Here is a 21,271-nt window from a genome sequence, read left to right on the forward strand (position 1 = left end):
CCGCCTTGGGGCGGCCCGGCGGCGGACCAGGCCCCCACGCTCCCCCACTTCGCGTGGGTCGCTGCCCCCCGAGGGGTGCGGTCCGCCTTGGGGCGGCCCGGCGGCGGACCAGGCCCCCACGCTCCCCCACTTCGYGTGGGTCGCTGCCCCCCGAGGGGGTGCGGTCCGCCTTGGGGCGGCCCGGCGGCGGACCAGGCCTTGGTTTCGGCCCGCCCACCGCCATCCGCGCCGCCCGCATCAAATAGGGCCAAAAATATCAACAATCCCGGTCCCCGGGTCGCCGACGCCGCTCACGGCTTTTGGGTACATTTTCTGCCATGACAACCACTTCCCAGCCGCTCAGCATCCAGCGGGTGCTCATCTGCGGCGCCCTCATCGTCACCCTGTCGATGGGCGTTCGCCATGGCTTCGGGCTGTGGCTGCAACCGATCACCCAGGACCAGGGCTGGACCCGCCAGGCCTTCTCGCTGGCGCTCGCGATCCAGAACCTTTCATGGGGCATCGTCGGCGTCTTCGCCGGCATGCTGGCCGACAAGTTCGGCGCGCTCAAGGTCATGGTCGCCGGTGCCGTCTTCTATGCGCTGGGGCTGGCCGGCATGGCGCTCTCGCACACGCCGCTGATGTTCGCCCTGACCGCCGGCGTCCTGATCGGCGCCGCCCAGGCCGGTACCACCTACGCGGTGATCTACGGCGTCATCGGGCGCCAGATCCCGGCCGAGCGCCGCTCCTGGGCGATGGGCGTCGCGGCCGCGGCCGGCTCCTTCGGCCAGTTCCTCATGGTGCCGGTCGAGGGCCAGCTGATCGCCCGGCTCGGCTGGCAGACCGCCCTGCTGGCGCTGGCGGCCCTGGCGCTGCTGATCATCCCGCTGGCCTTCTCCCTGCGCGAGCCGCGGCTCGCCGCCGCCAGCGGCAAGCGCGACCAGACCATCCTGCAGGCGGTGCAGGAAGCCTTCAAATACCCGAGCTTCGTGCTGCTGATGGCGGGCTACTTCGTCTGCGGCTTCCAGCTGGCGTTCATCGGCATCCACATGCCGAGCTACCTGCGCGACAAGGGGCTCTCGCCCGAGGTCGCCAGCTACGCGCTGGCCCTGATCGGCCTGTTCAACATCTTCGGCACCTACACCGCCGGCGCGCTCGGCGCCCGGCTGGCCAAGCGCAAGCTGCTGGCGGCCATCTATCTGAGCCGGGCAGCAGCCATCGCGCTGTTCCTGCTGGTGCCGCTGTCGCCGCTCACGGTCTATGTGTTCGCCGCGGCGATGGGCTTCCTGTGGCTCTCGACCGTGCCGTTGACCAGCGGCATCGTGGCCCAGATCTTCGGTGTCGCCCACCTCTCGATGCTGGGCGGCTTCGTCTTCCTGAGCCACCAGGTCGGCTCCTTCCTCGGCGTCTGGCTCGGCGGCTACCTGTACGACCGCCTGGGCAGCTACAACCTGGTCTGGTACCTCGCGATCGCGTTCGGCGTCATGGCGGCGCTGGTCAACCTGCCGGTCAAGGAAAGCGCGATCGCGCGGCCCCGGCTCCAGCCCGCCTGAGCCATGTCCAGGTCCACCCGCGATCGTCTGGTCCATGCCGCCTGGCTGGGCGCCGCTGCGCTGGCGCTGGCCGGCGTCTTCGCGCTCTATGTGCGCCCGACCTTCCTGGTCACGCTGGTCGACCAGATCTGGGCCTGCTTTTGAATCACGCCAGCCTCACCCCCTCGCCCTGGATCGTCCGCTGGTCTCACCTGCTGGCGCCCGGCGCCGGCGTGCTCGACGTGGCCTGCGGCAGCGGCCGCCACATGCGCTGGTTCGCCGAACGGGGCCATGCGGTGACCGGCGTCGACCGGTCGCCGGATGCGGTCGATGCCGCGGCGGCCTTCGGCCATGCCGTGCTGGCCGACATCGAGTCGGGGCCCTGGCCTTTCGAGGGCCAGCGCTTCGGCGCGGTGGTCGTCACCAACTACCTCTGGCGCCCGCGACTGGCGGACATCGTCGCGGCGGTCGCGCCCGGCGGCGTTTTGCTCTATGAAACCTTCGCCGCGGGCAACGAGCAGGTGGGAAAGCCCTCCCGGCCCGATTTCCTGCTCCAGCCCGGCGAATTGCCGGCCGCCTGCGCCGGGCTGCGGGTGGTGGCGTACGAGGACGGCTTCCTGTGCGATCCCGAGCGTTTCGTCCAGCGGATCGCCGCCGTCCGCCCGCAGGCCGCCTCTGCAATGCCGCCCCGACATCTCCTCCAAGCCCCCTAGCGGGGCCCGCCCGTACCGGAGGACGGGCCCAGGTCAGTAGAATGGCTGCTTTTCGGGCAACCCACAAAGAGATTCCCTTGGAGCAACTGACAGGTAGCATCGTTGCGCTCGTCACGCCGATGCATGACGACGGCAGTGTCGACTATCCCGCCCTGCGCCGGCTGATCGACTGGCACATCGACGAAGGCACCGATTGTCTCGGCGTCGTCGGCACCACCGGCGAATCGCCGACGGTCGACGTCGAAGAGCACTGCGAGATCATCCGCGTCTCGGTCGAGCAGGCGCGCGGCCGCGTGCCCGTGATGGCCGGCTGCGGCGCGAACTCCACCAAGGAAGCGATCGAGCTCGCCAAATACGCCCGCGGCGTGGGCGCCGATTGCCAGCTCCAGGTCGTGCCCTACTACAACAAGCCGACCCAGGAAGGCCAGTACCAGCACTTCAAGGCGATCGCCGAAGCGGTGGGCGACCTGCCGACGGTGCTCTACAACGTGCCCGGGCGGACCGTCGCGGACATGGCGCACGACACCGTGCTGCGTCTGGCGCAGGTGCCCGGCATCATCGGCATCAAGGAAGCCACCGGCAACATCGAACGGGCCCAGTGGCTGATCCGCGAACTGCCGAAGAATTTCGCCGTCTATTCCGGTGACGACCCGACCGCGGTCGCGCTGATGCTGTGCGGCGGCCAGGGCAACATCAGCGTCACCGCCAACGTCGCGCCGCGCAAGATGCACGAGCTGTGCGTCGCGGCGATCGCCGGCGACGTCCGGCGGGCCATGCAGATCCAGTTCGAACTGATGCCGCTGCACCGCAACCTGTTCGTCGAACCGAATCCGATTCCCGTCAAGTGGGCGATGGCACGGCTGGGGCTGTGCGGCGGCGCGCTGCGGCTGCCGCTCACCGAACTCGCCGAAGGCGGCCGGCCGGCGGTCGAAGCCGCGCTGCGCGCCAGCGGCCTGCTCAAGGATTGACCCCACCTTTACAAGCCGGCGTTCGCGGACGCCGGCAACCTTTTGCCCGGAGCCCGCTCAGAGAGAGCGGGCGCGTGCCCACCGATAGAGCTCAACATTCCAAAAGGAAGTAGACGTTGAAAACAATTTCGCGATTCGCATTGCTGGCCCTGGTCGCCGGTCTCGCCGCCTGCTCGGCCCTCGAGAGCGAAAAAATCGACTACAAGAGCGCCGGCAAGGCCCCGACGCTCGAAGTCCCGCCCGATCTCACCCAGCTGTCGCGAGACAACCGCTACGCAGTGCCGGGCGGCGCGGTCACGGCCAACGCCTACCAGGCCGGCCTGGCCAATGCGCCCGGCCTGCCGACCGCGGTCAGCTCGGTCGGCGACGTCAAGATGGAGCGCGCCGGCACGCAGCGCTGGCTGGTCATCAACCGCCCGGCCGACCAGCTCTGGGAACCGGTGCGCGACTTCTGGCAAGAAAGCGGCTTCCTGCTGACCACCGACCAGCGCAATCTCGGCATCATGGAAACCGACTGGGCCGAGAACCGCGCCAAGCTGCCGCAGGACATCATCCGCGGCACCATCGGCAAGCTCATGGACTCGCTCTACTCGACCGGTGAACTCGACCGCTTCCGCACCCGCCTCGAACGCACCCCCAACGGCACCGAGATCTTCATCAGCCACCGCGGCATGGAAGAGGTCTACAGCAGCTCGCGCAAGGACCAGACGGTCTGGCAGCCGCGCGCCAGCGACCCCGAACTCGAAGCCGAATTCCTGCGCCGCCTGATGGTCAAGCTCGGCGTCTCGCAAGAACAGTCGAAGGTCATCGCCGCCGCCGGCGCCGCGCCGCAGACCGCCAAGGTCGCCAATGTCGGCGGCCAGCCGATGGTGCAGATCAACGACAACTTCGAGCGCGCATGGCGCCGCGTCGGCCTGGCGCTCGACCGCACCGGCTTCACGGTCGAAGACCGCGACCGCACCGCCGGCACCTACTTCGTGCGCTACGTGCCGCCGAATCCGAACAAGTCGGACCCGAGCTTCTTCTCCAAGCTGTTCAGCTCGGGCAAGACCGAGGCGCCGCTCAAGTTCCGCATCCTGGTCAAGGGCCAGGGCGAAACCAGCACGGTCTCGGTGCTGAACGAAGCCGGCGCGCCGGACAGCACGGCCAATGCGCAGCGCATCGTGCAGGTCATCGCCGACGACCTGAAGTAAGCCGGACCCGATGCTGCGCTTCCGCAGTCTGGGCAGCGGCAGCACCGGCAACGCCACGCTGGTCGAGGCGACGAGCGGCGGCCGCGTCACGCGGCTGCTGATCGACTGCGGCTTCGCGCTGCGCCACCTCGACGCGCGGCTGGCCGCCGCCGGCCTCGCGGCCGCCGACATCGACGCCGTCTTCATCACCCACGAGCATGGCGACCACATCGGCTGCGCGCGGGCCTTGTCGCGCCGTGAGCGGATCCCCGTGTGGATGAGCGAAGGCACCTGGCTGGCGACCGGCGGGCACGACTACGAGGGCCTGCTGCAGCTGGCGCGCGACGGCATCGACATCGAGGTCGGCGACCTCTGCATCCAGCCCTTCACGGTGCCGCACGACGCGCGCGAGCCGCTGCAGCTGCGCTGCACCGACGGCGCGCGCCACCTCGGCGTGCTCACCGACCTCGGCCATGCCACCCCGCACGTGCTGGCCCGCCTGATGGGCCTGGATGCCCTGCTGCTGGAGTTCAACCACGACAGCGACCTGCTGGCCGGTTCCGCCTATCCGCCTTTCCTCAAGCAGCGTGTCGGCGGCAACTACGGGCATCTGTCGAACAGCGCTGCCGGCGCCATCGCGCGCGCAGTGCACCACGGTGGCCTGCGCCACCTGCTGGCGGCGCACCTGAGCGAGCAGAACAACCGGCCCGACATCGTGCGCGAGGCGATGGCGGCGGCGCTGGGCGCCAGCGCCGACGAGATGCTCACGGCCACGGCAGCCGAAGGATCGCCCTGGCTCGACCTCTGAGCCCATGAAAAAGGCCGCCCGAGGGCGGCCCGCAACGAAATGCGCCCTGCCCTCAGGGCTTGGCCGGTGGCGTCTCGGCGTTCTTCTTCGCAGCCTCGGTCGCCGCATTGGCGGCATCGAGCGCGGACTGCGCATTGGGCGCCGGTGCCGGCGCAGGTGCGGGTGCCGGCGCGGCCGGCGGCGTCACGACGACGGGTGCCGGCGCGACGACCGCGGGCGGCTCATCCTTCTTTCCGCAGGCCGTCAGCGCGGCGGCAGCCATCAGGGCAGCGATCAACAGGGACTTCTTCATTGGGGACTCCTTTGGATGAAGACAGCAAGGAAAAAATTCTAGACCTGTCCTCCGGTCCCGCGCCCCGATCCGGTGCGATTCGCGGCTTTGGCTTACAAGCCCAGCGTGCTCGCCGGAAAGGCCGGCCGCGCATGCCGCAGGCATTCGTCGATCCGCTCGCGCAGTGCGCGCCGCGCCTCGGGCGTGCGCCCGCAGGTGCCGCGCACTTGTTCGAGGTCGACGCGATGCAGGAACCAGCCCGGCGTCCAGATAGCGCTGGGCACCGGCGGCAAGCCCGGACCCTGGCAGGCCCGAGCATCGATGATGTGGCTCCACATGCGCCGCCAGTGCACGAAGCGTGCATGTTCGCGCGCGAAGATGTCGAAACGCTGCGCCAGCAAGACCATGCTTCGGCCGGCCGCGGACCACGCCTGCAGCGCCTCGACGGTGCTGCGCTCGCCCAGCGGCCAGTCGACGAAGTCGGGGTCGGACAGCACGATCTCACGCCAGTTCTGGCGCGCCGCGGCGCCGAGCGCGGCCTGCAGATGGTCATGAAAAGCTCGGCGGCCGTCGAAGGCGCCGTCGGGCAGGTCGACCGCGGTCACGTCATCCGGCATGCAGCCACCCCGCTTCGCACCAGTCGCTCAGCAGGGCCAGCGCATCGTCGCTGGCCCCGGCCAGTTCGCGCGGCCCGAGTGCACGTTGGTCCGCGAGCTTGCGCATCAGCGTGGCGTCGCGGCCGCCGGCACGAAAGCTCTCGCCGTTGATGTAGAGGTGGCGCGCGTCGTAGAGCATGCGGGTGCGGCGATCCAGCATGACGGCGTTCCACTGCCCGGGCGCCTCGCCGGCATCGAACCAGACCGTCGGCTTCGGCTCGGTCATCGACTCGCCGAGCGCGCGGTCGATCACCTCGCCGTCGCGCACCGCGGCCAGCACCGCTTCGCGCGCAAAGGCCTGCAGCGCCGGCGGCATCGCGGCCGGGTTCGCGAGCGCGTCCTGCGTGGGGTCGCGGTAGTGCACGGCGGCCCTCGCCGGTTCGTCCTGGAGCGCGTCGGCATGGGCCTCGGCGATGCGCGCCAACAGGTCGGCCCCGAGCGGAGCGGCAGCCGGCGAGCGCAGGCCGATCGAGCAGGTCATGCAGTCGTCGCCGACCGCCACGCCGTCGTGCGCATAGCGCGGCGGCAGGTAGAGCATGTCGCCGGGCTCGAGCACGAAGCTCTGCTCGGCCTCGAAGTTCGAGAGGATCTTGAGCGGCACGCCGGGCTGCAGGCTCAAGTCGCGCTGTTTGCCGATCGACCAGCGGCGGCGCCCCTGAGCCTGGAGCAGGAACACGTCGTAGCTGTCGAAATGCGGACCGACGCCTCCGCCGTCGCTGGCGTAGCTGATCATCAGATCGTCGAGCCGGGCGTCGGGCACGAAACGGAACTGTTGCAACAGATCGTGAACCCCCTGATCATGCAGGTCGACGCCTTGCACCAGCAGGGTCCAGCCGGGTTGGTGCAGGCCCGGTAGCGCACGGCGCGCGAAGGGCCCGTGTTTCAGGGCCCAGCCGGACTTGCGATGGCGGACCAGGCGCGACTCGACCTCGTCGCGCGCCGCCAGGTCGAACAGCGCGGGCCGTGCGATCGGTGGCACCATGCCGGGCACGGCCTGGCGAACGAGCAGCGGCTTCTTCTGCCAGTGGCGTCGCATGAACTGGCGGGCGCTGAGGCCGCCGAGCAGAGGCAGGGGTAGATCAATCTCCATGGGAGAATTGTCCAATGGAAATCACTGAACAATGCGTGGTGGGACTGACCTGGACGCTGAAAGATACGCTGGGCGAAGTCCTTGACGTGCTAGACGACCCGGTGGAGTTCCTGGTCGGCGGCGGCGACCTCTTCGATGCCATCGAAGCCGCCCTGCTCGGCCACGAACCCGGCGCCCGGGTGCAATTGCAGCTCGAACCCGAACAGGCCTTCGGGGACTTCAACGACCAGTTGCTGTTCCTCGAGCCGCGCTCGCTGTTCCCGCCCGAAACCGAAGAAGGCATGACCTTCGACGGCGCGGCGCTGCCCAAGGGCGTCAACCCCGACATGCCCAAGGACGTGCTCTACACCGTGAGCGAGATCTACCCCGAGCACCTGGTGCTGGACGGCAACCATCCGCTGGCCGGCATCGCGATACGGCTCGACATGACCGTGAAATCGGTGCGCGACGCCACCGAGGACGAGGTCGGCCGCGGCACCGCAGGCACCGGCTTCTTCAAGATCCCGCCCTCCGCTCCGGGCAACGACCTGCTCCACTGAAGCTGTTTGCGGACGACAAAAAGCCGGGCATGCCCGGCTTTCTGCTTGGTCGCGCGGTCGCTCAGAAGCGGGAGATCTGGCCGTTGTCGATCCGCACGCGGTCGCCGATGCGCAGGTCGCCCGGGCTCGGCACGTCGAAGGCGCGGTAGCCGCCGTTGTCGGTCTGGACCGAGACACGATAGCTCTGGTAGGCGCGCGGCGCTCTGTTGTTCGACTCGACCGCATTGCCGATCAGGGCACCGCCCACGGCACCGGCAATGGTCGCGGCGGTGTTGCCGCGGCCGCTGCCGACCTGGTGGCCGAGCACGCCGCCGACCACGCCACCGGCCACCGCGCCGACGCCGCTCGGGGCCGCGCCCGCACTCTGGCTTTGGACGACCTCGATGTTGGCAACCCGGCCGTATTCCACATAGGGACCCTGCTGCACCGGCTGCGGCGCCTGATAGGGGTAGCTGGAGGTCTGGTAGACCGGCGCCGGCGCGACGCAGGCGGTCAAGGTGGCGAGTGCCAGCATCGAAGCGCTGACGGAAATGAATCGAAATGGGATCTTCATGATGTTGTGCTCCTCAAGCAAATCTATCTGTTCAACGCGGCACAGGCGCGCCGGATGACCTGAAACCGATCGTCGCCGATTGGAGCGCCGCGGCCATGGCCGGTTCCGGTCTTTACGTGTGAGCAACAAATGCCAATCGTTGAAGGCGCCGCCCTACAAGGCGGTGCAGGCGTCAATGCTTGCCGGTCGAACCGTAGCCGCCCTCGCCCCGCTCGCTGGGCGCGAACTCGGCCACCACCTCGAACGTCGCCTGCACCACCGGCACGATCACCAGTTGCGCCAGCCGTTCCATGGGCTGCAGCACGAAGGGCGTGTCGCTGCGGTTCCAGGCGCTGATCTTCAGCTCGCCCTGGTAGTCGCTGTCGATCAGGCCGACCAGGTTGCCGAGCACGATGCCGTGCTTGTGGCCCAAGCCCGAGCGCGGCAGGATCAGCGCCGCGAAACCCGGGTCGGCCAGGTGGATGGCGATGCCGGTGCCCACCAGTTGCCAGCCATTGGGCTCCAGCGTGACCGGCGCGTCGAGGCAGGCCCGCAGGTCCAGCCCGGCGCTGCCGGGGGTGGCGTAGGCGGGCAGTTGGTCCTGCATGCGGGGATCGAGGATGCGAACGTCGACTTTCAATTCGTGTGACCTGTTGCATGAGATGAAAACGAGCCGGCTCAACGCGAGCCGGCGGAAGGAAGGCGGGCCGCGATCTCGGCCACCAGGTCGCGCGCCAGCGTCAGCTTGGGGGCGCGCGGCAGTTCGCGCACACCCTGGGCGTCGACCAGCAGCAGGCTGTTGTCGTCCTGGCCGAAGGTGAGCGGGCCGATGTTGCCGACCAAGAGCGGGATGCCCTTGCGTTCGCGCTTGGCCTTGGCATGGGCCTCGAGATTCTCGCTCTCGGCGGCGAAGCCGACGCAGAACAGCTGGCCGGCCTTGGCGCGTGCGCCCTGGGCCACGGTCAGCAGGATGTCGTCGTTCTCGACGAAATGCAGCACCGGCGGCTTGCCGCTGCCGTCCTTCTTGATCTTCTGCGCGCTGTGCGACGCCGGGCGCCAGTCGGCGACCGCCGCGGTGGCGACGAAGACCGAAGCCGATTGCGTGGCCTGCAGCGTGGCGTCGAGCATGTCTCGGGCCGATTGAACGTCGACCCGGCGCACGCCGCGCGGCGTCGGCAGGTGCACCGGGCCAGCCACCAGCGTGACCTCGGCGCCGGCATCGTGCGCGGCCCGGGCGATGGCGAAGCCCATCTTCCCGGACGAATGGTTGGTGATGCCGCGGATCGGATCGAGCGCCTCGAAGGTCGGCCCGGCGGTGACCACGACCTGCTGGCCGGCCAGCACCTTGGGCTGGAATTGCGAGATCACTTCCTCGAGCAACTGCTGTGCCTCCAGCATGCGGCCGTCGCCGGTCTCGCCGCAGGCCTGCCAGCCGTTGCCGACGCCGAGCACGCGCGCGCCGTCTGCATCGACTTGGCGCAGATTGCGCTGGGTCGCGGGATGAACCCACATCTCCCGGTTCATGGCCGGAGCGATCAAGAGCGGCACCCGCTCGGCCGGCCGTGCGAGGCACAGCAGGCTCAGCAGTTCGTCCGAGCGCCCCTGCACCAGGCGGGCGATGAAATCGGCACTGGCGGGCGCCAGCAGGATCGCATCGGCCTCGCGGCTCAGGTTGATGTGCGGCATGTTGTTGGGTTCGCGCGCATCCCACTGCGAGCCGTAGACCGGGCGCCCCGAGAGCGCCTGCATCGTGACCGGCGTGATGAACTGCTCCGCCGCCTCGGTCATGACCACCTGCACCGTGGCGCCGGCCTTGACCAGCAGCCGGCACAACTCGGCCGACTTGTAGCAGGCGATGCCCCCCGTGAGCCCCAGAACGATGTGTTTTCCGCCAAGTTCTTCCATGGCCGGCAGTGTATCTGTCGCCCCCTGGCTGCGTCACTGCGTGACTTGCTGCCCCCCAAGGGGGTCGGCCGCTTGGGGCGGCCCTGCGCCGGCCGGGGGCACGGGGCGCCACCTATAATCCCTATTTCCCACTTCCCGGATCTGCGTCCGGAACTGGCATGACCAAATTCGTCTTCGTCACCGGCGGTGTGGTGTCTTCCCTGGGCAAGGGAATCGCCTCCGCCTCGCTCGCCGCCATCCTTGAATCGCGCGGCCTCAAAGTCACCCTCATCAAGCTCGATCCGTACATCAATGTCGACCCCGGCACGATGTCGCCGTTCCAGCATGGCGAGGTGTTCGTCACCGACGACGGCGCCGAAACCGACCTCGACCTCGGCCACTACGAGCGCTTCATCACGACGCGCATGCGCCGTGCCAACAATTTCACCACCGGCCAGATCTACAAGTCCGTGCTCGAGAAAGAGCGCCGCGGCGACTACCTCGGCAAGACGGTGCAGGTGATCCCGCACATCACCAACGAGATCCAGGAGTACGTCAAGCGCGGTGCCGGCATCGGCACCGCCCACGAGGTCGACGTCGCGATCGTCGAGATCGGCGGCACGGTCGGCGACATCGAGTCGCTGCCCTTCCTCGAGGCGGTGCGCCAGATGAGCCTGCGCATGGGCCCGAACAACTCGGCCTTCGTGCACCTGAGCTACGTGCCGTGGATCGCCGCGGCCGGCGAGCTCAAGACCAAGCCGACCCAGCACACGGCCAAGGAGCTGCGTGCCATCGGCATCCAGGCCGACGCCCTGCTGTGCCGCGCCGACCGCCCGATCCCCGACGACGAGCGGGCCAAGATCTCGCTGTTCTCGAACGTGCCCGAATGGGGCGTGATCTCGATGTGGGACGTCGACACCATCTACAAGGTGCCGCGCATGCTGCACGAGCAGGGCCTCGACGGGCTCATCTGCGACAAGCTGCGCATCAACACGCCGCCGGCCAAGCTCAAGCGCTGGGACGACCTGGTCTACGAGGTCGAGCACCCGAAGAAGGAAGTCACCATCGCGATGGTCGGCAAGTACGTCGACCTGTCGGACAGCTACAAGTCGCTCAACGAGGCGCTGCGCCACGCCGGCATGAAGAACCATGCCCGCGTCAAGATCGACTACATCGACTCCGAGACCATCACGCCGCAAGACGTGGCCCGGCTCGGCAAGTACGACGCCATCCTGGTGCCGGGCGGTTTCGGCCAGCGCGGCGTCGAGGGCAAGATCGCTGCCGCCCGCTTCGCCCGCGAGACCAAAGTGCCCTACCTGGGCATCTGCCTGGGCATGCAGGTCGCGACCATCGAATACGCACGCAACGTGGCCGGACTCAAGGGCGCCAACAGCACCGAATTCGACCCCGAGACCCCGACCCCCGTGATCGCCCTGATCACCGAGTGGAAGGACAACGACGGCACGGTCAAGACCCGCGACGAGAAGTCCGACCTGGGCGGCACCATGCGCCTGGGCGCGCAGAGCTCCGATGTCGCGCCCGGCACGCTGGCCCACAGCATCTACGGCGACGTCGTGACCGAGCGCCACCGCCATCGCTACGAGGCCAACGTCAACTACCTGGACGAGCTGCGTCGCGCCGGCCTGGTGATCTCGGCGCTGACCCAGCGCGAGCACCTGACCGAGATCGTCGAGTTGCCGAACGACGTGCACCCCTGGTTCATGGGCGTGCAGTTCCACCCCGAGTTCAAGTCCACGCCCTGGGGCGGTCATCCGTTGTTCAATGCATTCATCGCCGCGGCGCTCGAGCATCAAGGCGCGGACAAGAAGGCACTGAAGGTGGTCGCATGAGCGCAGCGCAGGGCCGCCCCAAGCAAGCTCGCACCCCCTCGGGGGGCAGCGCAGTACACGAAGTGACCAGCGAGGGGGTCGTATGAAACTCTGCGGATTCGACATCGGGTTGGACAAGCCCTTCTTCCTGATCGCGGGACCCTGCGTCGTCGAGTCCGAGCAGCTTCAGATGGATACGGCCGGCACGCTCAAGGAGATCACCGCCGCGCTCGGCATCCCGTTCATCTTCAAGAGCAGCTTCGACAAGGCCAACCGCTCGTCGGGCACCAGCTTCCGCGGCCCGGGCCGCGACAAGGGCCTCGAGATCCTGGCCAAGGTCAAGCGCGAACTCGGCCTGCCGGTGCTGACCGACGTCCACACCGAAGAAGACATCACGGCGGCGGCGAAGGTGGTCGATGTGCTGCAGACGCCGGCCTTCCTGTGCCGCCAGACCGACTTCATCCGCGCAGTGGCGCAGTCGGGCAAGCCGGTCAACATCAAGAAGGGCCAGTTCCTCGCGCCGCACGACATGAAGAATGTCATCGACAAGGCGCGCGCGGCCGCCAAGGAAAAGGGCCTGCCCGAAGACAGCTTCACGGCCTGCGAACGCGGCGCCAGCTTCGGCTACAACAACCTGGTGTCGGACATGCGCTCGCTGGCGATCATGCGCGAGACCGGCGCCCCGGTGGTGTTCGATGCCACGCACTCGGTGCAGCTGCCGGGCGGCCAGGGCACCAGCTCGGGCGGCCAGCGCGAGATGGTGCCTGTGCTGTCGCGGGCCGCGGTCGCGGTCGGCGTCGCGGGACTCTTCATGGAGACCCATCCGGATCCCGCCAAGGCGCTGAGCGACGGCCCCAACGCCGTGCCGCTCAAGCACATGAAGGCGCTGCTCGAGACGCTGCTGGCGCTCGACCGCGTCACCAAGAAAAACGCATTCCTGGAGGACATCTTCCAACAATGAGCAGTGCTTACATCATCGCCAACGTCGAGGTGACCAACCCGACGCAATACGAGGACTACAAGAAGTGGTCCTCCGAAGCCATGAAGGTCCATGGCGCCGAAGTCTGCGTGCGCGGCGGCCAGGTCGAGGTGCTCGAGGGCGACTGGCATCCCGAGCGCATCGTGATCCTCAAGTTTCCGAGCGTCGAGCAAGCGAAGAAATTCAACGACTCGCCCGAGTACGGCAAGGCGCGCGCGGCGCGTCAGGGCGCGGCGATCATGCGCATGATCGTCGTCCAAGGTATCTGAACCTAGAGAAAGAGCAAAGATGAGTGCAATCGTAGACATCGTCGGGCGCGAAATCCTCGACAGCCGCGGCAACCCCACCGTCGAATGCGACGTGCTGCTCGAATCGGGCACCATGGGCCGCGCGGCCGTGCCCTCGGGCGCATCGACCGGCTCGCGCGAAGCGATCGAGCTGCGCGACGGCGACAAGGGCCGCTACCTGGGCAAGGGCGTCCTCAAGGCGGTCGAGAACATCAACACCGAGATCTCCGAGTCGGTGCTCGGCCTGGACGCCAGCGAGCAGGCCTTCCTGGACCGCACGCTGCTCGACCTCGACGGCACCGAGAACAAGGCCCGCCTGGGCGCCAACGCCACCCTCGCGGTGTCGATGGCCGTGGCCCGCGCCGCGGCCGAAGAATCCGGCCTGCCGCTGTACCGCTATTTCGGCGGCATGGGCGGCATGCAGCTGCCGGTGCCGATGATGAACGTCATCAACGGCGGCGCCCACGCCAACAACAGCCTCGACCTGCAGGAGTTCATGATCATCCCCGTGGGCGCCAAGAGCTTCCGCGAATCGGTGCGCTATGGCGCCGAGGTGTTCCATGCGCTCAAGAAGATCCTCGGCGACCGCGGCATCAGCACGGCGGTCGGCGACGAAGGCGGCTTCGCCCCCAGCGTCGAAAGCCACGAGGCGGCCATCCAGCTGATCCTCGAGGCCATCGACAAGGCCGGCTATGTGGCCGGCGAGCAAATCGCCCTGGGCCTCGACTGCGCGGCCAGCGAGTTCTACAAGGACGGCAAGTACGTGCTGGCCGGCGAGAACCTCAGCCTCACGGCCGAGAGCTGGACCGACATGCTCGCAAGCTGGGTCGACAAGTACCCGATCATCAGCATCGAAGACGGCATGCACGAAGGCGACTGGGACGGCTGGAAGCACCTGACCGAGCGCCTCGGCAAGCGCGTGCAGCTGGTCGGCGACGACCTGTTCGTCACCAACACCAAGATCCTGCAAGAGGGCATCGACAAGGGCATCGCCAACTCGATCCTGATCAAGATCAACCAGATCGGCACCCTGACCGAGACCTTCGCCGCGATCGAGATGGCCAAGCGCGCCGGCTACACCGCCGTCATCAGCCACCGCTCGGGCGAGACCGAGGACAGCACCATCGCCGACATCGCGGTGGGCACCAATGCCGGCCAGATCAAGACCGGCTCGCTGTCGCGTTCGGACCGCATCGCCAAGTACAACCAGCTGCTGCGCATCGAGGAAGACCTCGGTGATGTCGCTTCGTACCCGGGCCGCGGCGCCTTCTACAACCTGCGCTGATCCTCCGGCGGACCGGCGCCATGCGCTCACGCATCGTACCGATCATCCTGGTCCTGCTGCTGCTGATCCTTCAGTGGCAGCTCTGGACCGGGCGCGGCAGCGTGCGCGACGTGGCGCAGCTGCAAGAGAAGCTGGCCGACCAGAAGGAGGCCAACGCCAAGGCGGCGATCAACAACGAGCGGCTCTCCGCCGAGGTCAACGACCTCAAGGAAGGGCTCGAGATGGTCGAGGAGCGGGCCCGCCAGGAGCTCGGCATGGTCAAGCCCAACGAAGTGTTCGTACAGATCACGCACTGAGGGCCGGCGCGGCCGACCGCATGACGCCCAACCTCCCCGCAGGCAGCACGATCGCCCTGATCGGCGCCGACGGCACCGGCAAGACAGCGCTGGCGGATGCGCTCGCGCAACGGCTGCGACAGCGAGGCATCGCGGTCGTCGACGGCCCGTCGATCCCCATGGCGCTGCCGCGCGGTTGCGCCTTCACGCTGCTGATGGGGCTGGATCTCCCTGTGGCCGACGCCGAAACCCTGCAGCGACGGGAGCAGGCGGACGCGCTGCTGCGCGCTGCGCTGGCCGCGGCCCGACTGCCTTTCGCCGTCGTTCACGGCCGCGGGCCCGAGCGCCTCGCCAGCGCCCTTCGGGCGCTCGGCCTCGGCAGCGCGGAGCCAAGCCGCAGCGCGGCCGCCTGGTCGTGCGAAAAGTGCTCCGACCCGGCGTGCGAGCATCGGCTGTTCACCGACCTGCTTCGCCGGCGGGCCGAAGCCGGCACCGATTCATGAAGACAACGGGGAAGACGCAATGAGTGACAAGATCCTGGTGTTCTACGGCTCGTACCGTTCGGACCGGATGGGCATCCGCCTGGCCGACTACCTGGTCGCCGGCCTCCGGGCGCGGGGCGCCGAGGCCGAACTGGTCGACGCCATGCAAGTCGGTCTGCCCATGCTCGACCGCATGTACAAGGAATACCCGAAAGGCAGCGCGCCGGCGCCCATGGAGGCCCTGGCCGAAAAGATCCGCAATGCCGACGCCTTCGTCTTCGTGACCGGCGAATACAACTGGGGCCCGCAACCCGGCCTCAAGAACCTGACGGACCACTTCCTCGAAGAGTGGTTCTGGCGCCCGGCCGCGGTCGCCAGCTATTCGGCCGGGCGCTTCTCGGGCGTTCGCTCGGGCACCGTGTGGCATTCGATCCTGTCCGAGATGGGCATGGTCGTCGTGTCGAGCACCCTCGCGGTCGGTCCGATCTCGCAGACGCTCGATGCCGACGCCAGGCCGACCGGCGGCGCGGGCGAAGCGCTCGATCGGTCGTTCGTGCGTTTCGCCGACGACCTGGCGTGGTGGACCGAGGCGGCGCGCGCGCAGCGGGCGAAGAAGGCGCCGCCGTACTAGCTGCCACCGGCCGCTGCAGCCGCTCCCGCACGTGACAGGATGTCAACGCTGTCCACCGGGGCCGCCGCCGGGACGTTAGGACTAACATGGGCGTTTTCGCGCCCCTTCCGGAGACTTCCTTGATCTTTCATCGCGCCGCATTCGCCAACCGGGTCGCTTCGGCCGCCGTCGTGGCCGCCGCCCTGTCGCTGGCCGCGGCCGCCCATGCCGAAGTCAATTTTTCGATCGGCGTCGGCGGCCCCGTCTATGAACAACCGGCGCCGGTCTACGTGAATCCGCCGCCGGTCTACTACCAGCCCGCCCCGCCCGTGTACTACCAGCCCGCGCCGCCGGTGTATTACCAGCCGGCGCCCCCGGCGTACTACCAGCCGCCGCCGCCGGCCTACTACCGCCCGGCGCAGCCCTACTATCCGCCGGCGTCCGCGGGACGTCCGAGGCTCAGCGACATGCAGCAGCGCGCGCTGGACAACTGCAGCCTGCTGGCCCCGCGCGAGCAGGGAAGGTGCCGGGCCACGGTCCTGTCGACCACCCGCTAGCGCCCTACTGAACCACCGCGCTTCCCGGCATCTGGTCGCCCGGCGCCGTGAAGATCTGCGCCGCATCGACCGCGTCGAAGCGGTACTGCTTGCCGCAGAAGTCGCATCCGACCTCGATCTCGCCGCGCTCGGCCAGGATGCCCTCGGCCTCCTCGATGCCGAGCCCGCGGATCATGTTGGCGACCCGCCCACGGCCGCAGGTGCAGGCGAAATGCGGTCCCAGCAGGCCGGCCTGCGGTTCGAAGCGCAGCAGTTTTTCTTCCCAGAACAGCCGCCGCAGGATGGTGTCGACATCGAGCGTGAGCAGTTCTTCGCGGGTCAGGCTGGACGCCAGGATCGAGATCCGGTTGTAGTCCTCGTTGCGCCCGATCTGGTCCTCGTTGGCCTGGTCGTGGTCGCTGGCCGAAGTGCCTTCGAGATTGCCCTCGCCCTTGACCGGCAGGCGCTGGATGAGCAAGCCCGCGGCCACCTTGTCGTCAGCGGCCAGCACCAGCGTGGTGTCGAGCTGCTCGCTTTGCAGCATGTAGTGCTGCAGCACCTCGCTCAGGCGCCCGAGCTTCTCGCCCTGGTCGCCGAACAGCGGCACCACGCCCTGGTAGGGGGTGGCGCCCGGCAGCTTGTCCTTGGGGTCCAGCGTGATCGCGCAGCGCCCCTTATTGCTGGCGTTCACCATCTCGGGCAGCCGGGCATCGGCCGGCAGGTCGCCGACCACCTTGGCGGTGGCGCGCAGGCTCAGGTCGGGCTTGGCCTCGGCCACCGCGATCTTGACCGGGCCGTCGCCGAAGATCTGCAGGATCAGCGCCCCGTTGAACTTGATGTTGGACTGCATCAGCGCAGCCGCCGCCGTCATCTCGCCCAGCAGTTCGGCCACCGGCGGCGGATAGGCGCCGGTGGTGGTGTTCGACGCCCGCCGCGCCAGGATTTCCTGCCAGGCGTCGGTCAGGCGGACGATCATGCCGCGCACCGGCATGCCGTCGAACAGGAACTTGTGCAACTCAGACATTGCGTGACACCCCCATGCGCCTTCGGCGCTCCCCCTCAAGGGGGCGCACCCAGTGGCCCGGCGAAGCCGGTTCCACGGGTGCCCTGGCCAGGGAAACGGGGAAGGAACAGGGAGTGAGCTTCATTCAGGCGATCTTCTTCAGGCCCTTCGCGAAGCGATGGGCGTTTTCAACATAGTGCTCGGCGCTCTGCCGCAGCTTGGCGGCGGCCGCATCGTCGAGCGTGCGAACCACCTTGGCCGGCGAGCCGATGATCAGCGAGTTGTCCGGAAACTCCTTGCCCTCGGTCACAACGCTGCCGGCGCCAACGATCGAATTGCGGCCGATCTTCGCGTTATTCAAGACCACCGCCTGGATCCCGATCAGCGAGTTGTCGCCGACGGTGCAGCCGTGCAGCATGACCTGGTGCCCCACCGTCACGTTGTCGCCGATGGTCAGCGGGCAGCCGACGTCGGCATGCAGCACCGACAGGTCCTGGATGTTGCTGTTGCGCCCGATGCTGAGCACCTCGGTGTCGCCACGTATCACGGCGCCGAACCAGACGCTGGCGTTCTCGGCCAGCTTGACGTTGCCGATGACCTGGGCGCTGTCGGCGACCCAGGCGCCGTCGGCCAGTTGCGGCGCCACGCCGTCGAGTTCGTAGAGGGCCATCGCGAGTGTCTCCAAATGAACGAAAACTAGAATTGTAGGGATGCATCCCCGTCTTGGCGCCCTGGCCGCGCTGCGCCTCACCGATCCAGAAGCCAAGGTGGCAGCCACGCGCGCGACCTTCGCCGGCCTCGGCGCGCAGCCGCTGGATCTGCGAGCGCTGCGCACCGGCAACGACGAGGGCGGCGTGCCCGGGCGGCCCGAGCGCCCGCTGCGAGTCTCGGCCACCGCGGTCGGGAAGCGCTCGCCGTTCACGCCCGAGGGGCGCGCCGCGCTGATCCATTCGATCTGCCACATCGAATTCAATGCGATCAACCTGGCGCTCGATGCGGCCTGGCGCTTCGACGGCATGCCCGAGGATTTCTACCGCGACTGGCTGCGCGTGGCCGACGAGGAGGCGCAGCACTTCACGCTGCTGCATGACCACCTGCAGGCGATGGGCCACCGCTACGGCGACTTCACCGGCCACGACGGGCTGTGGTCCATGTGCGAGAAAACCAGCGACGACATCGTGGCCCGGATGGCGCTCGTGCCGCGAACGCTCGAAGCGCGCGGCCTCGATGCCACGCCGCTGATCCAGGCCAAGCTGCGTCGCGTGAACACACCCGACGCGCTGGCGGCCTGCGCCATCCTCGACATCATCCTGCGCGACGAGATCGGCCACGTGGCGGTCGGCAATCGCTGGTACCGCTGGCTCTGCGAGCGCGACGGGCTCGATCCGATCGCGCACTACCGCGCGCTGTATCGCCGCCACGAGGCGCCGCGCCTGAAGGCACCCTTCAATCTCGAGGCCCGGGCCCTCGCGGGGTTCAGCGACGAAGAACTCGGCGCGCTTCAGCAGCCTTGAAGGCGCTCAGGCCGGCCGCCGCGACACCACCAGCTTGGGCGAGAAGCGCTGCACCACTTCGCCCCGCTGGTTGAGGGTGTCGCAGCGCATCTGCACCATGCCGCGCTCGGGCTTCGAGCGCGATGGCGTCACCTCGACCACTTCGCTTTCGACATGCAGCACGTCACCCGGCCGGGTCGGCCGCGGCCAGCTCAGTTCGCCGCCCGAGCCGATCACGCCGTCGGCCAGCGGGATGCCGCTGTCGACCAGCAGCCGCATCGTGATCGCGGCCGTGTGCCAGCCACTGGCCGCCAAGCCCTGGAAGAAGGTGCGCTTGGCCGCCTCGGGGTCCAGGTGGAAGGGCTGCGGGTCGAAGCGGGTCGCGAAGTCGATGATCTGCGCCTCGTCCAGCGCATGCTCGCCGCTGGTGAAGCGGTCGCCGGGCTTCAGGTCTTCGAGGTACAGCTTCGGGGCGTCGGTGGCGGGCATGTCGGTCTCCAATGTCGTTGCAGCGGCCGGTGTTCAGACCCGTTCGAGCACGGTCGCGATGCCCTGCCCGCCGCCGATGCACTGGGTGGCCAGCGCATAGCGGCCATTTTCACGCACCAGCAGCGATGCCGCCTTGCCGGTGATCCGGGCGCCGGTGGCACCCAGCGGATGGCCGATCGAGAGGCCGCCGCCGTCGAGGTTGACCTTGGCCGGGTCGAGCCCGAGATCGCGGATGCAGGCCAGCGCCTGGGACGAGAAGGCCTCGTTGATCTCGATCACGTCGAGGTCCGCCACCGCGAGACCGGCGCGCGCCAGCGCCTTGCGCGTGGCCGGGATGGGGCCGATGCCCATCACCGCCGGATCGACGCCGACCGACGCGAACGACCGGATCCGCGCCAGCGCCTGCAGGCCATGCCGGGCGGCGAAGGTGTCGCTCGTGACCAGCACCACGGCGGCGCCATCGGTCAGCGGCGACGAGGTGCCGGCCGTGACCACGCCGTCGGGCCGGAACGCCGGACGCAAGGCAGCCAGCGCCTCGGCCGAGGTCGTGGGCCGGATGCAGCCGTCGACCGTGACGCTGTCGCCGTTCGGCAGGGCGATGGCGACGATTTCGCCGGCCAGCCGGCCCTGCTCGCGCGCCTCGGCAGCCTTGCGGTGCGACTGCACAGCCAGCGCCTCCTGGTCGCCACGGCTCACGTTCCAGCGCTGTGCCACGTTCTCGGCGGTCTCGCCCATCGAGATATAGGCGTCGCTGCCGGCCAGCAGTTCGGGGTTGGGCGAGAAGTTGAAGCCGCCCTGGGGCACCATCGTCATCGATTCGACCCCGACGCACAGGAAGGCGTCGCCCATGCCGGCCTCGATCTGCGCGGCCGCGATGTGCACCGCCTGCATCGACGAGCCGCAGAAGCGGTTGACCGTCATGCCGCCGACTTCGTGCGGCAAGCCGGCCAGCAGTCCGACGATGCGCGCCAGGTTGTTGCCCTGGGCCGCTTCGGGGTAGGCACAGCCGAGGATCACGTCCTCGATCAGCGCCGGGTCGAGATCGGTGCGCGCGAGCAGGCCGCCCACCACCTGCGCGGCCAGGGTGTCGGGCCGGACCTCCGCCAGCGCACCCTTGCGGGCGAAATGAAAGGGGGAACGGGCATATCCGGCGATGACGGCTTTCATGGACTTTTCTCCGATTTACTACCAACCAATAGGTAGTTTTGATTGACAAAAAAGAGGCACGCCTGGCGTGCCGCGACCCACGCTCGCGGCTCAGGCCGCCAGCAGTGACACCCTCAGTTGCTCGATGGCCTCGTCGAATTCGTCGACCCGCCCGGTCATGCGCGCCGAGAGCAGCGCCCCCTGGCAGACGGCGAACACGTAGGCCGCCGACGCCGCCGCGCGGCCGCCCGGCGACAAGGCACCCAGCACGCCGCTGAGCCACAGGATCTGCGTGCCGCGCAAGTCGCGCACGGCGCCCCGCAGTTCCTCGTCGATGCAGTCCCAGCCCGGCGCCAACGCGCCCGCCGGGCAGACACTCTCGCCGGCGCGCAGGCCGTTGCGGTACATCCGGAAGTAGGCCTCCAGCGCAGCCTGCGGCGTGCGCGGCTTGGCGGCCGTCCAATCCTTGAAGGCCTGGGTCGCGGTGCGCAGCACCTCGACGCCGAGCGCCTCCTTGGTCGGGAAGTGGTGATACAGGCTCGCCTTGCGGATGCCAACCTGGTCGGCCACGTCCTGGAAGCTGAAGCCGAGGTAGGAACGGGTCTGGATCAGCTCCCGCGCGACCTGCAGGATCTGCTCGCGGGTGGTGGCACCGGCCAGGGTATTTGCTGCGATCATCTACCTACTATAAGGTAGGCGATCCAGGAAATCAA

General features: G+C 68.5%; 27 protein-coding genes. 16 read left to right on the forward strand and 11 right to left on the reverse strand.

Annotated features, from left to right (window positions below):
- Nucleotides 1-317: 317 nt before the first annotated feature.
- From AC1DF3_RS30790 to AC1DF3_RS30815, 6 genes are all read left to right on the forward strand, one after another.
- Nucleotides 318-1,532 carry an MFS transporter gene (locus tag AC1DF3_RS30790; RefSeq protein WP_478141906.1) on the forward strand — a complete coding sequence of 405 codons (1,215 nt, stop codon included), beginning with the start codon at nt 318-320 and terminating at the stop codon, nt 1,530-1,532.
- A 3-nt stretch (nt 1,533-1,535) separates the two neighbouring features.
- Complete coding sequence (locus AC1DF3_RS30795; protein WP_286532360.1) at nt 1,536-1,676, forward strand: hypothetical protein; 141 nt, start codon at nt 1,536-1,538, stop codon at nt 1,674-1,676.
- Nucleotides 1,673-2,224 carry a class I SAM-dependent methyltransferase gene (locus tag AC1DF3_RS30800; RefSeq protein ID WP_286532358.1) on the forward strand — a complete coding sequence of 184 codons (552 nt, stop codon included), beginning with the start codon at nt 1,673-1,675 and terminating at the stop codon, nt 2,222-2,224. The genes AC1DF3_RS30795 and AC1DF3_RS30800 overlap by 4 nt, the downstream gene beginning before the upstream one ends.
- 41 nt (nt 2,225-2,265) lie before the next feature.
- Nucleotides 2,266-3,192 carry a 4-hydroxy-tetrahydrodipicolinate synthase gene (gene dapA / locus AC1DF3_RS30805; protein ID WP_286532356.1) on the forward strand — a complete coding sequence of 309 codons (927 nt, stop codon included), beginning with the start codon at nt 2,266-2,268 and terminating at the stop codon, nt 3,190-3,192.
- Nucleotides 3,193-3,308: 116 nt separating this feature from the next.
- Nucleotides 3,309-4,385 carry an outer membrane protein assembly factor BamC gene (gene bamC / locus AC1DF3_RS30810; protein ID WP_286532352.1) on the forward strand — a complete coding sequence of 359 codons (1,077 nt, stop codon included), beginning with the start codon at nt 3,309-3,311 and terminating at the stop codon, nt 4,383-4,385.
- Between the two features lie 10 nt (nt 4,386-4,395).
- Entirely contained in the window at nt 4,396-5,172 is a 777-nt protein-coding gene (locus AC1DF3_RS30815) for an MBL fold metallo-hydrolase (protein WP_478141907.1), read from the forward strand.
- A 52-nt stretch (nt 5,173-5,224) separates the two neighbouring features.
- Here AC1DF3_RS30815 and AC1DF3_RS30820 read toward each other — a convergent pair whose 3' ends face one another.
- The 3 genes from AC1DF3_RS30820 to AC1DF3_RS30830 all read right to left on the reverse strand — a co-directional run bounded on the left by AC1DF3_RS30820 (nt 5,225) and on the right by AC1DF3_RS30830 (nt 7,189).
- The gene (locus AC1DF3_RS30820) at nt 5,225-5,464 is read right to left on the reverse strand and encodes a hypothetical protein (RefSeq protein WP_286509878.1); all 240 of its coding nucleotides are present in this window, start codon (nt 5,462-5,464) and stop codon (nt 5,225-5,227) included.
- A 92-nt stretch (nt 5,465-5,556) separates the two neighbouring features.
- Nucleotides 5,557-6,060, reverse strand: a complete 504-nt coding sequence (locus AC1DF3_RS30825; RefSeq protein ID WP_478141908.1) for a hypothetical protein — start codon at nt 6,058-6,060, stop codon at nt 5,557-5,559.
- Nucleotides 6,050-7,189 (reverse strand): JmjC domain-containing protein, encoded by a 1,140-nt coding sequence (locus AC1DF3_RS30830; protein ID WP_478141909.1) that lies wholly within the window; start codon nt 7,187-7,189, stop codon nt 6,050-6,052. Before AC1DF3_RS30830 ends, AC1DF3_RS30825 begins: the two co-directional genes overlap by 11 nt.
- Nucleotides 7,190-7,203: 14 nt before the next feature.
- On the opposite strand from AC1DF3_RS30830, the gene AC1DF3_RS30835 reads away from it, so the two are divergent.
- Nucleotides 7,204-7,728 carry an FKBP-type peptidyl-prolyl cis-trans isomerase gene (locus tag AC1DF3_RS30835; RefSeq protein ID WP_286524790.1) on the forward strand — a complete coding sequence of 175 codons (525 nt, stop codon included), beginning with the start codon at nt 7,204-7,206 and terminating at the stop codon, nt 7,726-7,728.
- A 61-nt stretch (nt 7,729-7,789) separates the two neighbouring features.
- Here the strand turns inward: AC1DF3_RS30835 and AC1DF3_RS30840 are convergent, their stop codons facing one another.
- The 3 genes from AC1DF3_RS30840 to coaBC form a co-directional block, all read right to left on the reverse strand.
- A complete protein-coding gene (locus AC1DF3_RS30840) occupies nt 7,790-8,281 on the reverse strand; it encodes an outer membrane lipoprotein (RefSeq protein ID WP_286532345.1) in 492 nt (163 codons plus the stop codon).
- 172 nt (nt 8,282-8,453) lie between these two features.
- Nucleotides 8,454-8,900, reverse strand: coding sequence for a dUTP diphosphatase (gene dut / locus AC1DF3_RS30845; protein ID WP_478141910.1), 447 nt, complete (start codon nt 8,898-8,900; stop codon nt 8,454-8,456).
- Between the two features lie 38 nt (nt 8,901-8,938).
- On the reverse strand, nt 8,939-10,165 hold the full coding sequence (gene coaBC, locus AC1DF3_RS30850; protein ID WP_286532341.1) for a bifunctional phosphopantothenoylcysteine decarboxylase/phosphopantothenate--cysteine ligase CoaBC: 1,227 nt from the start codon (nt 10,163-10,165) through the stop codon (nt 8,939-8,941).
- Between the two features lie 158 nt (nt 10,166-10,323).
- Between coaBC and AC1DF3_RS30855 the strand changes: the two genes are divergently transcribed.
- The 8 genes from AC1DF3_RS30855 to AC1DF3_RS30890 all read left to right on the forward strand — a co-directional run bounded on the left by AC1DF3_RS30855 (nt 10,324) and on the right by AC1DF3_RS30890 (nt 16,448).
- The gene (locus AC1DF3_RS30855) at nt 10,324-11,994 is read left to right on the forward strand and encodes a CTP synthase (protein WP_286532339.1); all 1,671 of its coding nucleotides are present in this window, start codon (nt 10,324-10,326) and stop codon (nt 11,992-11,994) included.
- Between the two features lie 82 nt (nt 11,995-12,076).
- Complete coding sequence (gene kdsA, locus AC1DF3_RS30860) at nt 12,077-12,934, forward strand: 3-deoxy-8-phosphooctulonate synthase (protein ID WP_478141911.1); 858 nt, start codon at nt 12,077-12,079, stop codon at nt 12,932-12,934.
- Nucleotides 12,931-13,221 (forward strand): DUF1330 domain-containing protein, encoded by a 291-nt coding sequence (locus AC1DF3_RS30865; RefSeq protein ID WP_301808491.1) that lies wholly within the window; start codon nt 12,931-12,933, stop codon nt 13,219-13,221. The genes kdsA and AC1DF3_RS30865 overlap by 4 nt, the downstream gene beginning before the upstream one ends.
- A 19-nt stretch (nt 13,222-13,240) precedes the next feature.
- Nucleotides 13,241-14,524 carry a phosphopyruvate hydratase gene (gene eno, locus AC1DF3_RS30870; protein WP_286524800.1) on the forward strand — a complete coding sequence of 428 codons (1,284 nt, stop codon included), beginning with the start codon at nt 13,241-13,243 and terminating at the stop codon, nt 14,522-14,524.
- A gap of 20 nt (nt 14,525-14,544) precedes the next feature.
- Nucleotides 14,545-14,820: a cell division protein FtsB gene (gene ftsB / locus AC1DF3_RS30875; RefSeq protein WP_286509893.1), complete on the forward strand. Its 276-nt coding sequence runs from the start codon at nt 14,545-14,547 to the stop codon at nt 14,818-14,820.
- Nucleotides 14,821-14,840: 20 nt separating this feature from the next.
- Nucleotides 14,841-15,302: a hypothetical protein gene (locus AC1DF3_RS30880; RefSeq protein ID WP_478141912.1), complete on the forward strand. Its 462-nt coding sequence runs from the start codon at nt 14,841-14,843 to the stop codon at nt 15,300-15,302.
- A 19-nt stretch (nt 15,303-15,321) separates the two neighbouring features.
- Complete coding sequence (locus tag AC1DF3_RS30885; RefSeq protein ID WP_286532332.1) at nt 15,322-15,912, forward strand: NADPH-dependent FMN reductase; 591 nt, start codon at nt 15,322-15,324, stop codon at nt 15,910-15,912.
- Between the two features lie 119 nt (nt 15,913-16,031).
- Nucleotides 16,032-16,448 carry a hypothetical protein gene (locus tag AC1DF3_RS30890; protein ID WP_286524803.1) on the forward strand — a complete coding sequence of 139 codons (417 nt, stop codon included), beginning with the start codon at nt 16,032-16,034 and terminating at the stop codon, nt 16,446-16,448.
- Between the two features lie 4 nt (nt 16,449-16,452).
- Here AC1DF3_RS30890 and hslO read toward each other — a convergent pair whose 3' ends face one another.
- Nucleotides 16,453-17,451, reverse strand: a complete 999-nt coding sequence (hslO, locus tag AC1DF3_RS30895) for an Hsp33 family molecular chaperone HslO (RefSeq protein WP_286532330.1) — start codon at nt 17,449-17,451, stop codon at nt 16,453-16,455.
- A 124-nt stretch (nt 17,452-17,575) separates the two neighbouring features.
- Nucleotides 17,576-18,100 carry a gamma carbonic anhydrase family protein gene (locus AC1DF3_RS30900; protein WP_286532328.1) on the reverse strand — a complete coding sequence of 175 codons (525 nt, stop codon included), beginning with the start codon at nt 18,098-18,100 and terminating at the stop codon, nt 17,576-17,578.
- 40 nt (nt 18,101-18,140) lie between these two features.
- On the opposite strand from AC1DF3_RS30900, the gene AC1DF3_RS30905 reads away from it, so the two are divergent.
- Nucleotides 18,141-18,944, forward strand: a complete 804-nt coding sequence (locus AC1DF3_RS30905; protein WP_286532327.1) for a ferritin-like domain-containing protein — start codon at nt 18,141-18,143, stop codon at nt 18,942-18,944.
- Nucleotides 18,945-18,950: 6 nt separating this feature from the next.
- Here AC1DF3_RS30905 and AC1DF3_RS30910 read toward each other — a convergent pair whose 3' ends face one another.
- The 3 genes from AC1DF3_RS30910 to AC1DF3_RS30920 all read right to left on the reverse strand — a co-directional run bounded on the left by AC1DF3_RS30910 (nt 18,951) and on the right by AC1DF3_RS30920 (nt 21,236).
- On the reverse strand, nt 18,951-19,412 hold the full coding sequence (locus tag AC1DF3_RS30910; protein ID WP_286532326.1) for a MaoC family dehydratase: 462 nt from the start codon (nt 19,410-19,412) through the stop codon (nt 18,951-18,953).
- 33 nt (nt 19,413-19,445) lie between these two features.
- A complete protein-coding gene (locus tag AC1DF3_RS30915) occupies nt 19,446-20,579 on the reverse strand; it encodes a thiolase family protein (RefSeq protein WP_286532324.1) in 1,134 nt (377 codons plus the stop codon).
- 90 nt (nt 20,580-20,669) lie between these two features.
- Nucleotides 20,670-21,236 carry a TetR/AcrR family transcriptional regulator gene (locus AC1DF3_RS30920; RefSeq protein WP_478141913.1) on the reverse strand — a complete coding sequence of 189 codons (567 nt, stop codon included), beginning with the start codon at nt 21,234-21,236 and terminating at the stop codon, nt 20,670-20,672.
- Nucleotides 21,237-21,271: the final 35 nt, after the last annotated feature.

It is taken from the genome of Variovorax sp. 10N432, assembly GCF_056394465.1.

What these genes read in the sequence shown, in the direction of transcription:
- AC1DF3_RS30790 (WP_478141906.1), top strand. Translation starts at nt 318, where the DNA reads ATGACAACCACTTCCCAGCCGCTCAGCATCCAGCGGGTGCTCATCTGC.
- AC1DF3_RS30795 (WP_286532360.1), top strand. Translation starts at nt 1,536, where the DNA reads ATGTCCAGGTCCACCCGCGATCGTCTGGTCCATGCCGCCTGGCTGGGC.
- dapA (WP_286532356.1), top strand. Translation starts at nt 2,266, where the DNA reads ATGGCTGCTTTTCGGGCAACCCACAAAGAGATTCCCTTGGAGCAACTG.
- AC1DF3_RS30815 (WP_478141907.1), top strand. Translation starts at nt 4,396, where the DNA reads ATGCTGCGCTTCCGCAGTCTGGGCAGCGGCAGCACCGGCAACGCCACG.
- AC1DF3_RS30820 (WP_286509878.1), bottom strand. Translation starts at nt 5,464, where the DNA reads ATGAAGAAGTCCCTGTTGATCGCTGCCCTGATGGCTGCCGCCGCGCTG.
- AC1DF3_RS30825 (WP_478141908.1), bottom strand. Translation starts at nt 6,060, where the DNA reads ATGCCGGATGACGTGACCGCGGTCGACCTGCCCGACGGCGCCTTCGAC.
- AC1DF3_RS30830 (WP_478141909.1), bottom strand. Translation starts at nt 7,189, where the DNA reads ATGGAGATTGATCTACCCCTGCCTCTGCTCGGCGGCCTCAGCGCCCGC.
- AC1DF3_RS30835 (WP_286524790.1), top strand. Translation starts at nt 7,204, where the DNA reads ATGGAAATCACTGAACAATGCGTGGTGGGACTGACCTGGACGCTGAAA.
- AC1DF3_RS30840 (WP_286532345.1), bottom strand. Translation starts at nt 8,281, where the DNA reads ATGAAGATCCCATTTCGATTCATTTCCGTCAGCGCTTCGATGCTGGCA.
- coaBC (WP_286532341.1), bottom strand. Translation starts at nt 10,165, where the DNA reads ATGGAAGAACTTGGCGGAAAACACATCGTTCTGGGGCTCACGGGGGGC.
- AC1DF3_RS30855 (WP_286532339.1), top strand. Translation starts at nt 10,324, where the DNA reads ATGACCAAATTCGTCTTCGTCACCGGCGGTGTGGTGTCTTCCCTGGGC.
- kdsA (WP_478141911.1), top strand. Translation starts at nt 12,077, where the DNA reads ATGAAACTCTGCGGATTCGACATCGGGTTGGACAAGCCCTTCTTCCTG.
- AC1DF3_RS30865 (WP_301808491.1), top strand. Translation starts at nt 12,931, where the DNA reads ATGAGCAGTGCTTACATCATCGCCAACGTCGAGGTGACCAACCCGACG.
- eno (WP_286524800.1), top strand. Translation starts at nt 13,241, where the DNA reads ATGAGTGCAATCGTAGACATCGTCGGGCGCGAAATCCTCGACAGCCGC.
- ftsB (WP_286509893.1), top strand. Translation starts at nt 14,545, where the DNA reads ATGCGCTCACGCATCGTACCGATCATCCTGGTCCTGCTGCTGCTGATC.
- AC1DF3_RS30880 (WP_478141912.1), top strand. Translation starts at nt 14,841, where the DNA reads ATGACGCCCAACCTCCCCGCAGGCAGCACGATCGCCCTGATCGGCGCC.
- AC1DF3_RS30885 (WP_286532332.1), top strand. Translation starts at nt 15,322, where the DNA reads ATGAGTGACAAGATCCTGGTGTTCTACGGCTCGTACCGTTCGGACCGG.
- hslO (WP_286532330.1), bottom strand. Translation starts at nt 17,451, where the DNA reads ATGTCTGAGTTGCACAAGTTCCTGTTCGACGGCATGCCGGTGCGCGGC.
- AC1DF3_RS30900 (WP_286532328.1), bottom strand. Translation starts at nt 18,100, where the DNA reads ATGGCCCTCTACGAACTCGACGGCGTGGCGCCGCAACTGGCCGACGGC.
- AC1DF3_RS30905 (WP_286532327.1), top strand. Translation starts at nt 18,141, where the DNA reads ATGCATCCCCGTCTTGGCGCCCTGGCCGCGCTGCGCCTCACCGATCCA.
- AC1DF3_RS30910 (WP_286532326.1), bottom strand. Translation starts at nt 19,412, where the DNA reads ATGCCCGCCACCGACGCCCCGAAGCTGTACCTCGAAGACCTGAAGCCC.
- AC1DF3_RS30915 (WP_286532324.1), bottom strand. Translation starts at nt 20,579, where the DNA reads ATGAAAGCCGTCATCGCCGGATATGCCCGTTCCCCCTTTCATTTCGCC.
- AC1DF3_RS30920 (WP_478141913.1), bottom strand. Translation starts at nt 21,236, where the DNA reads ATGATCGCAGCAAATACCCTGGCCGGTGCCACCACCCGCGAGCAGATC.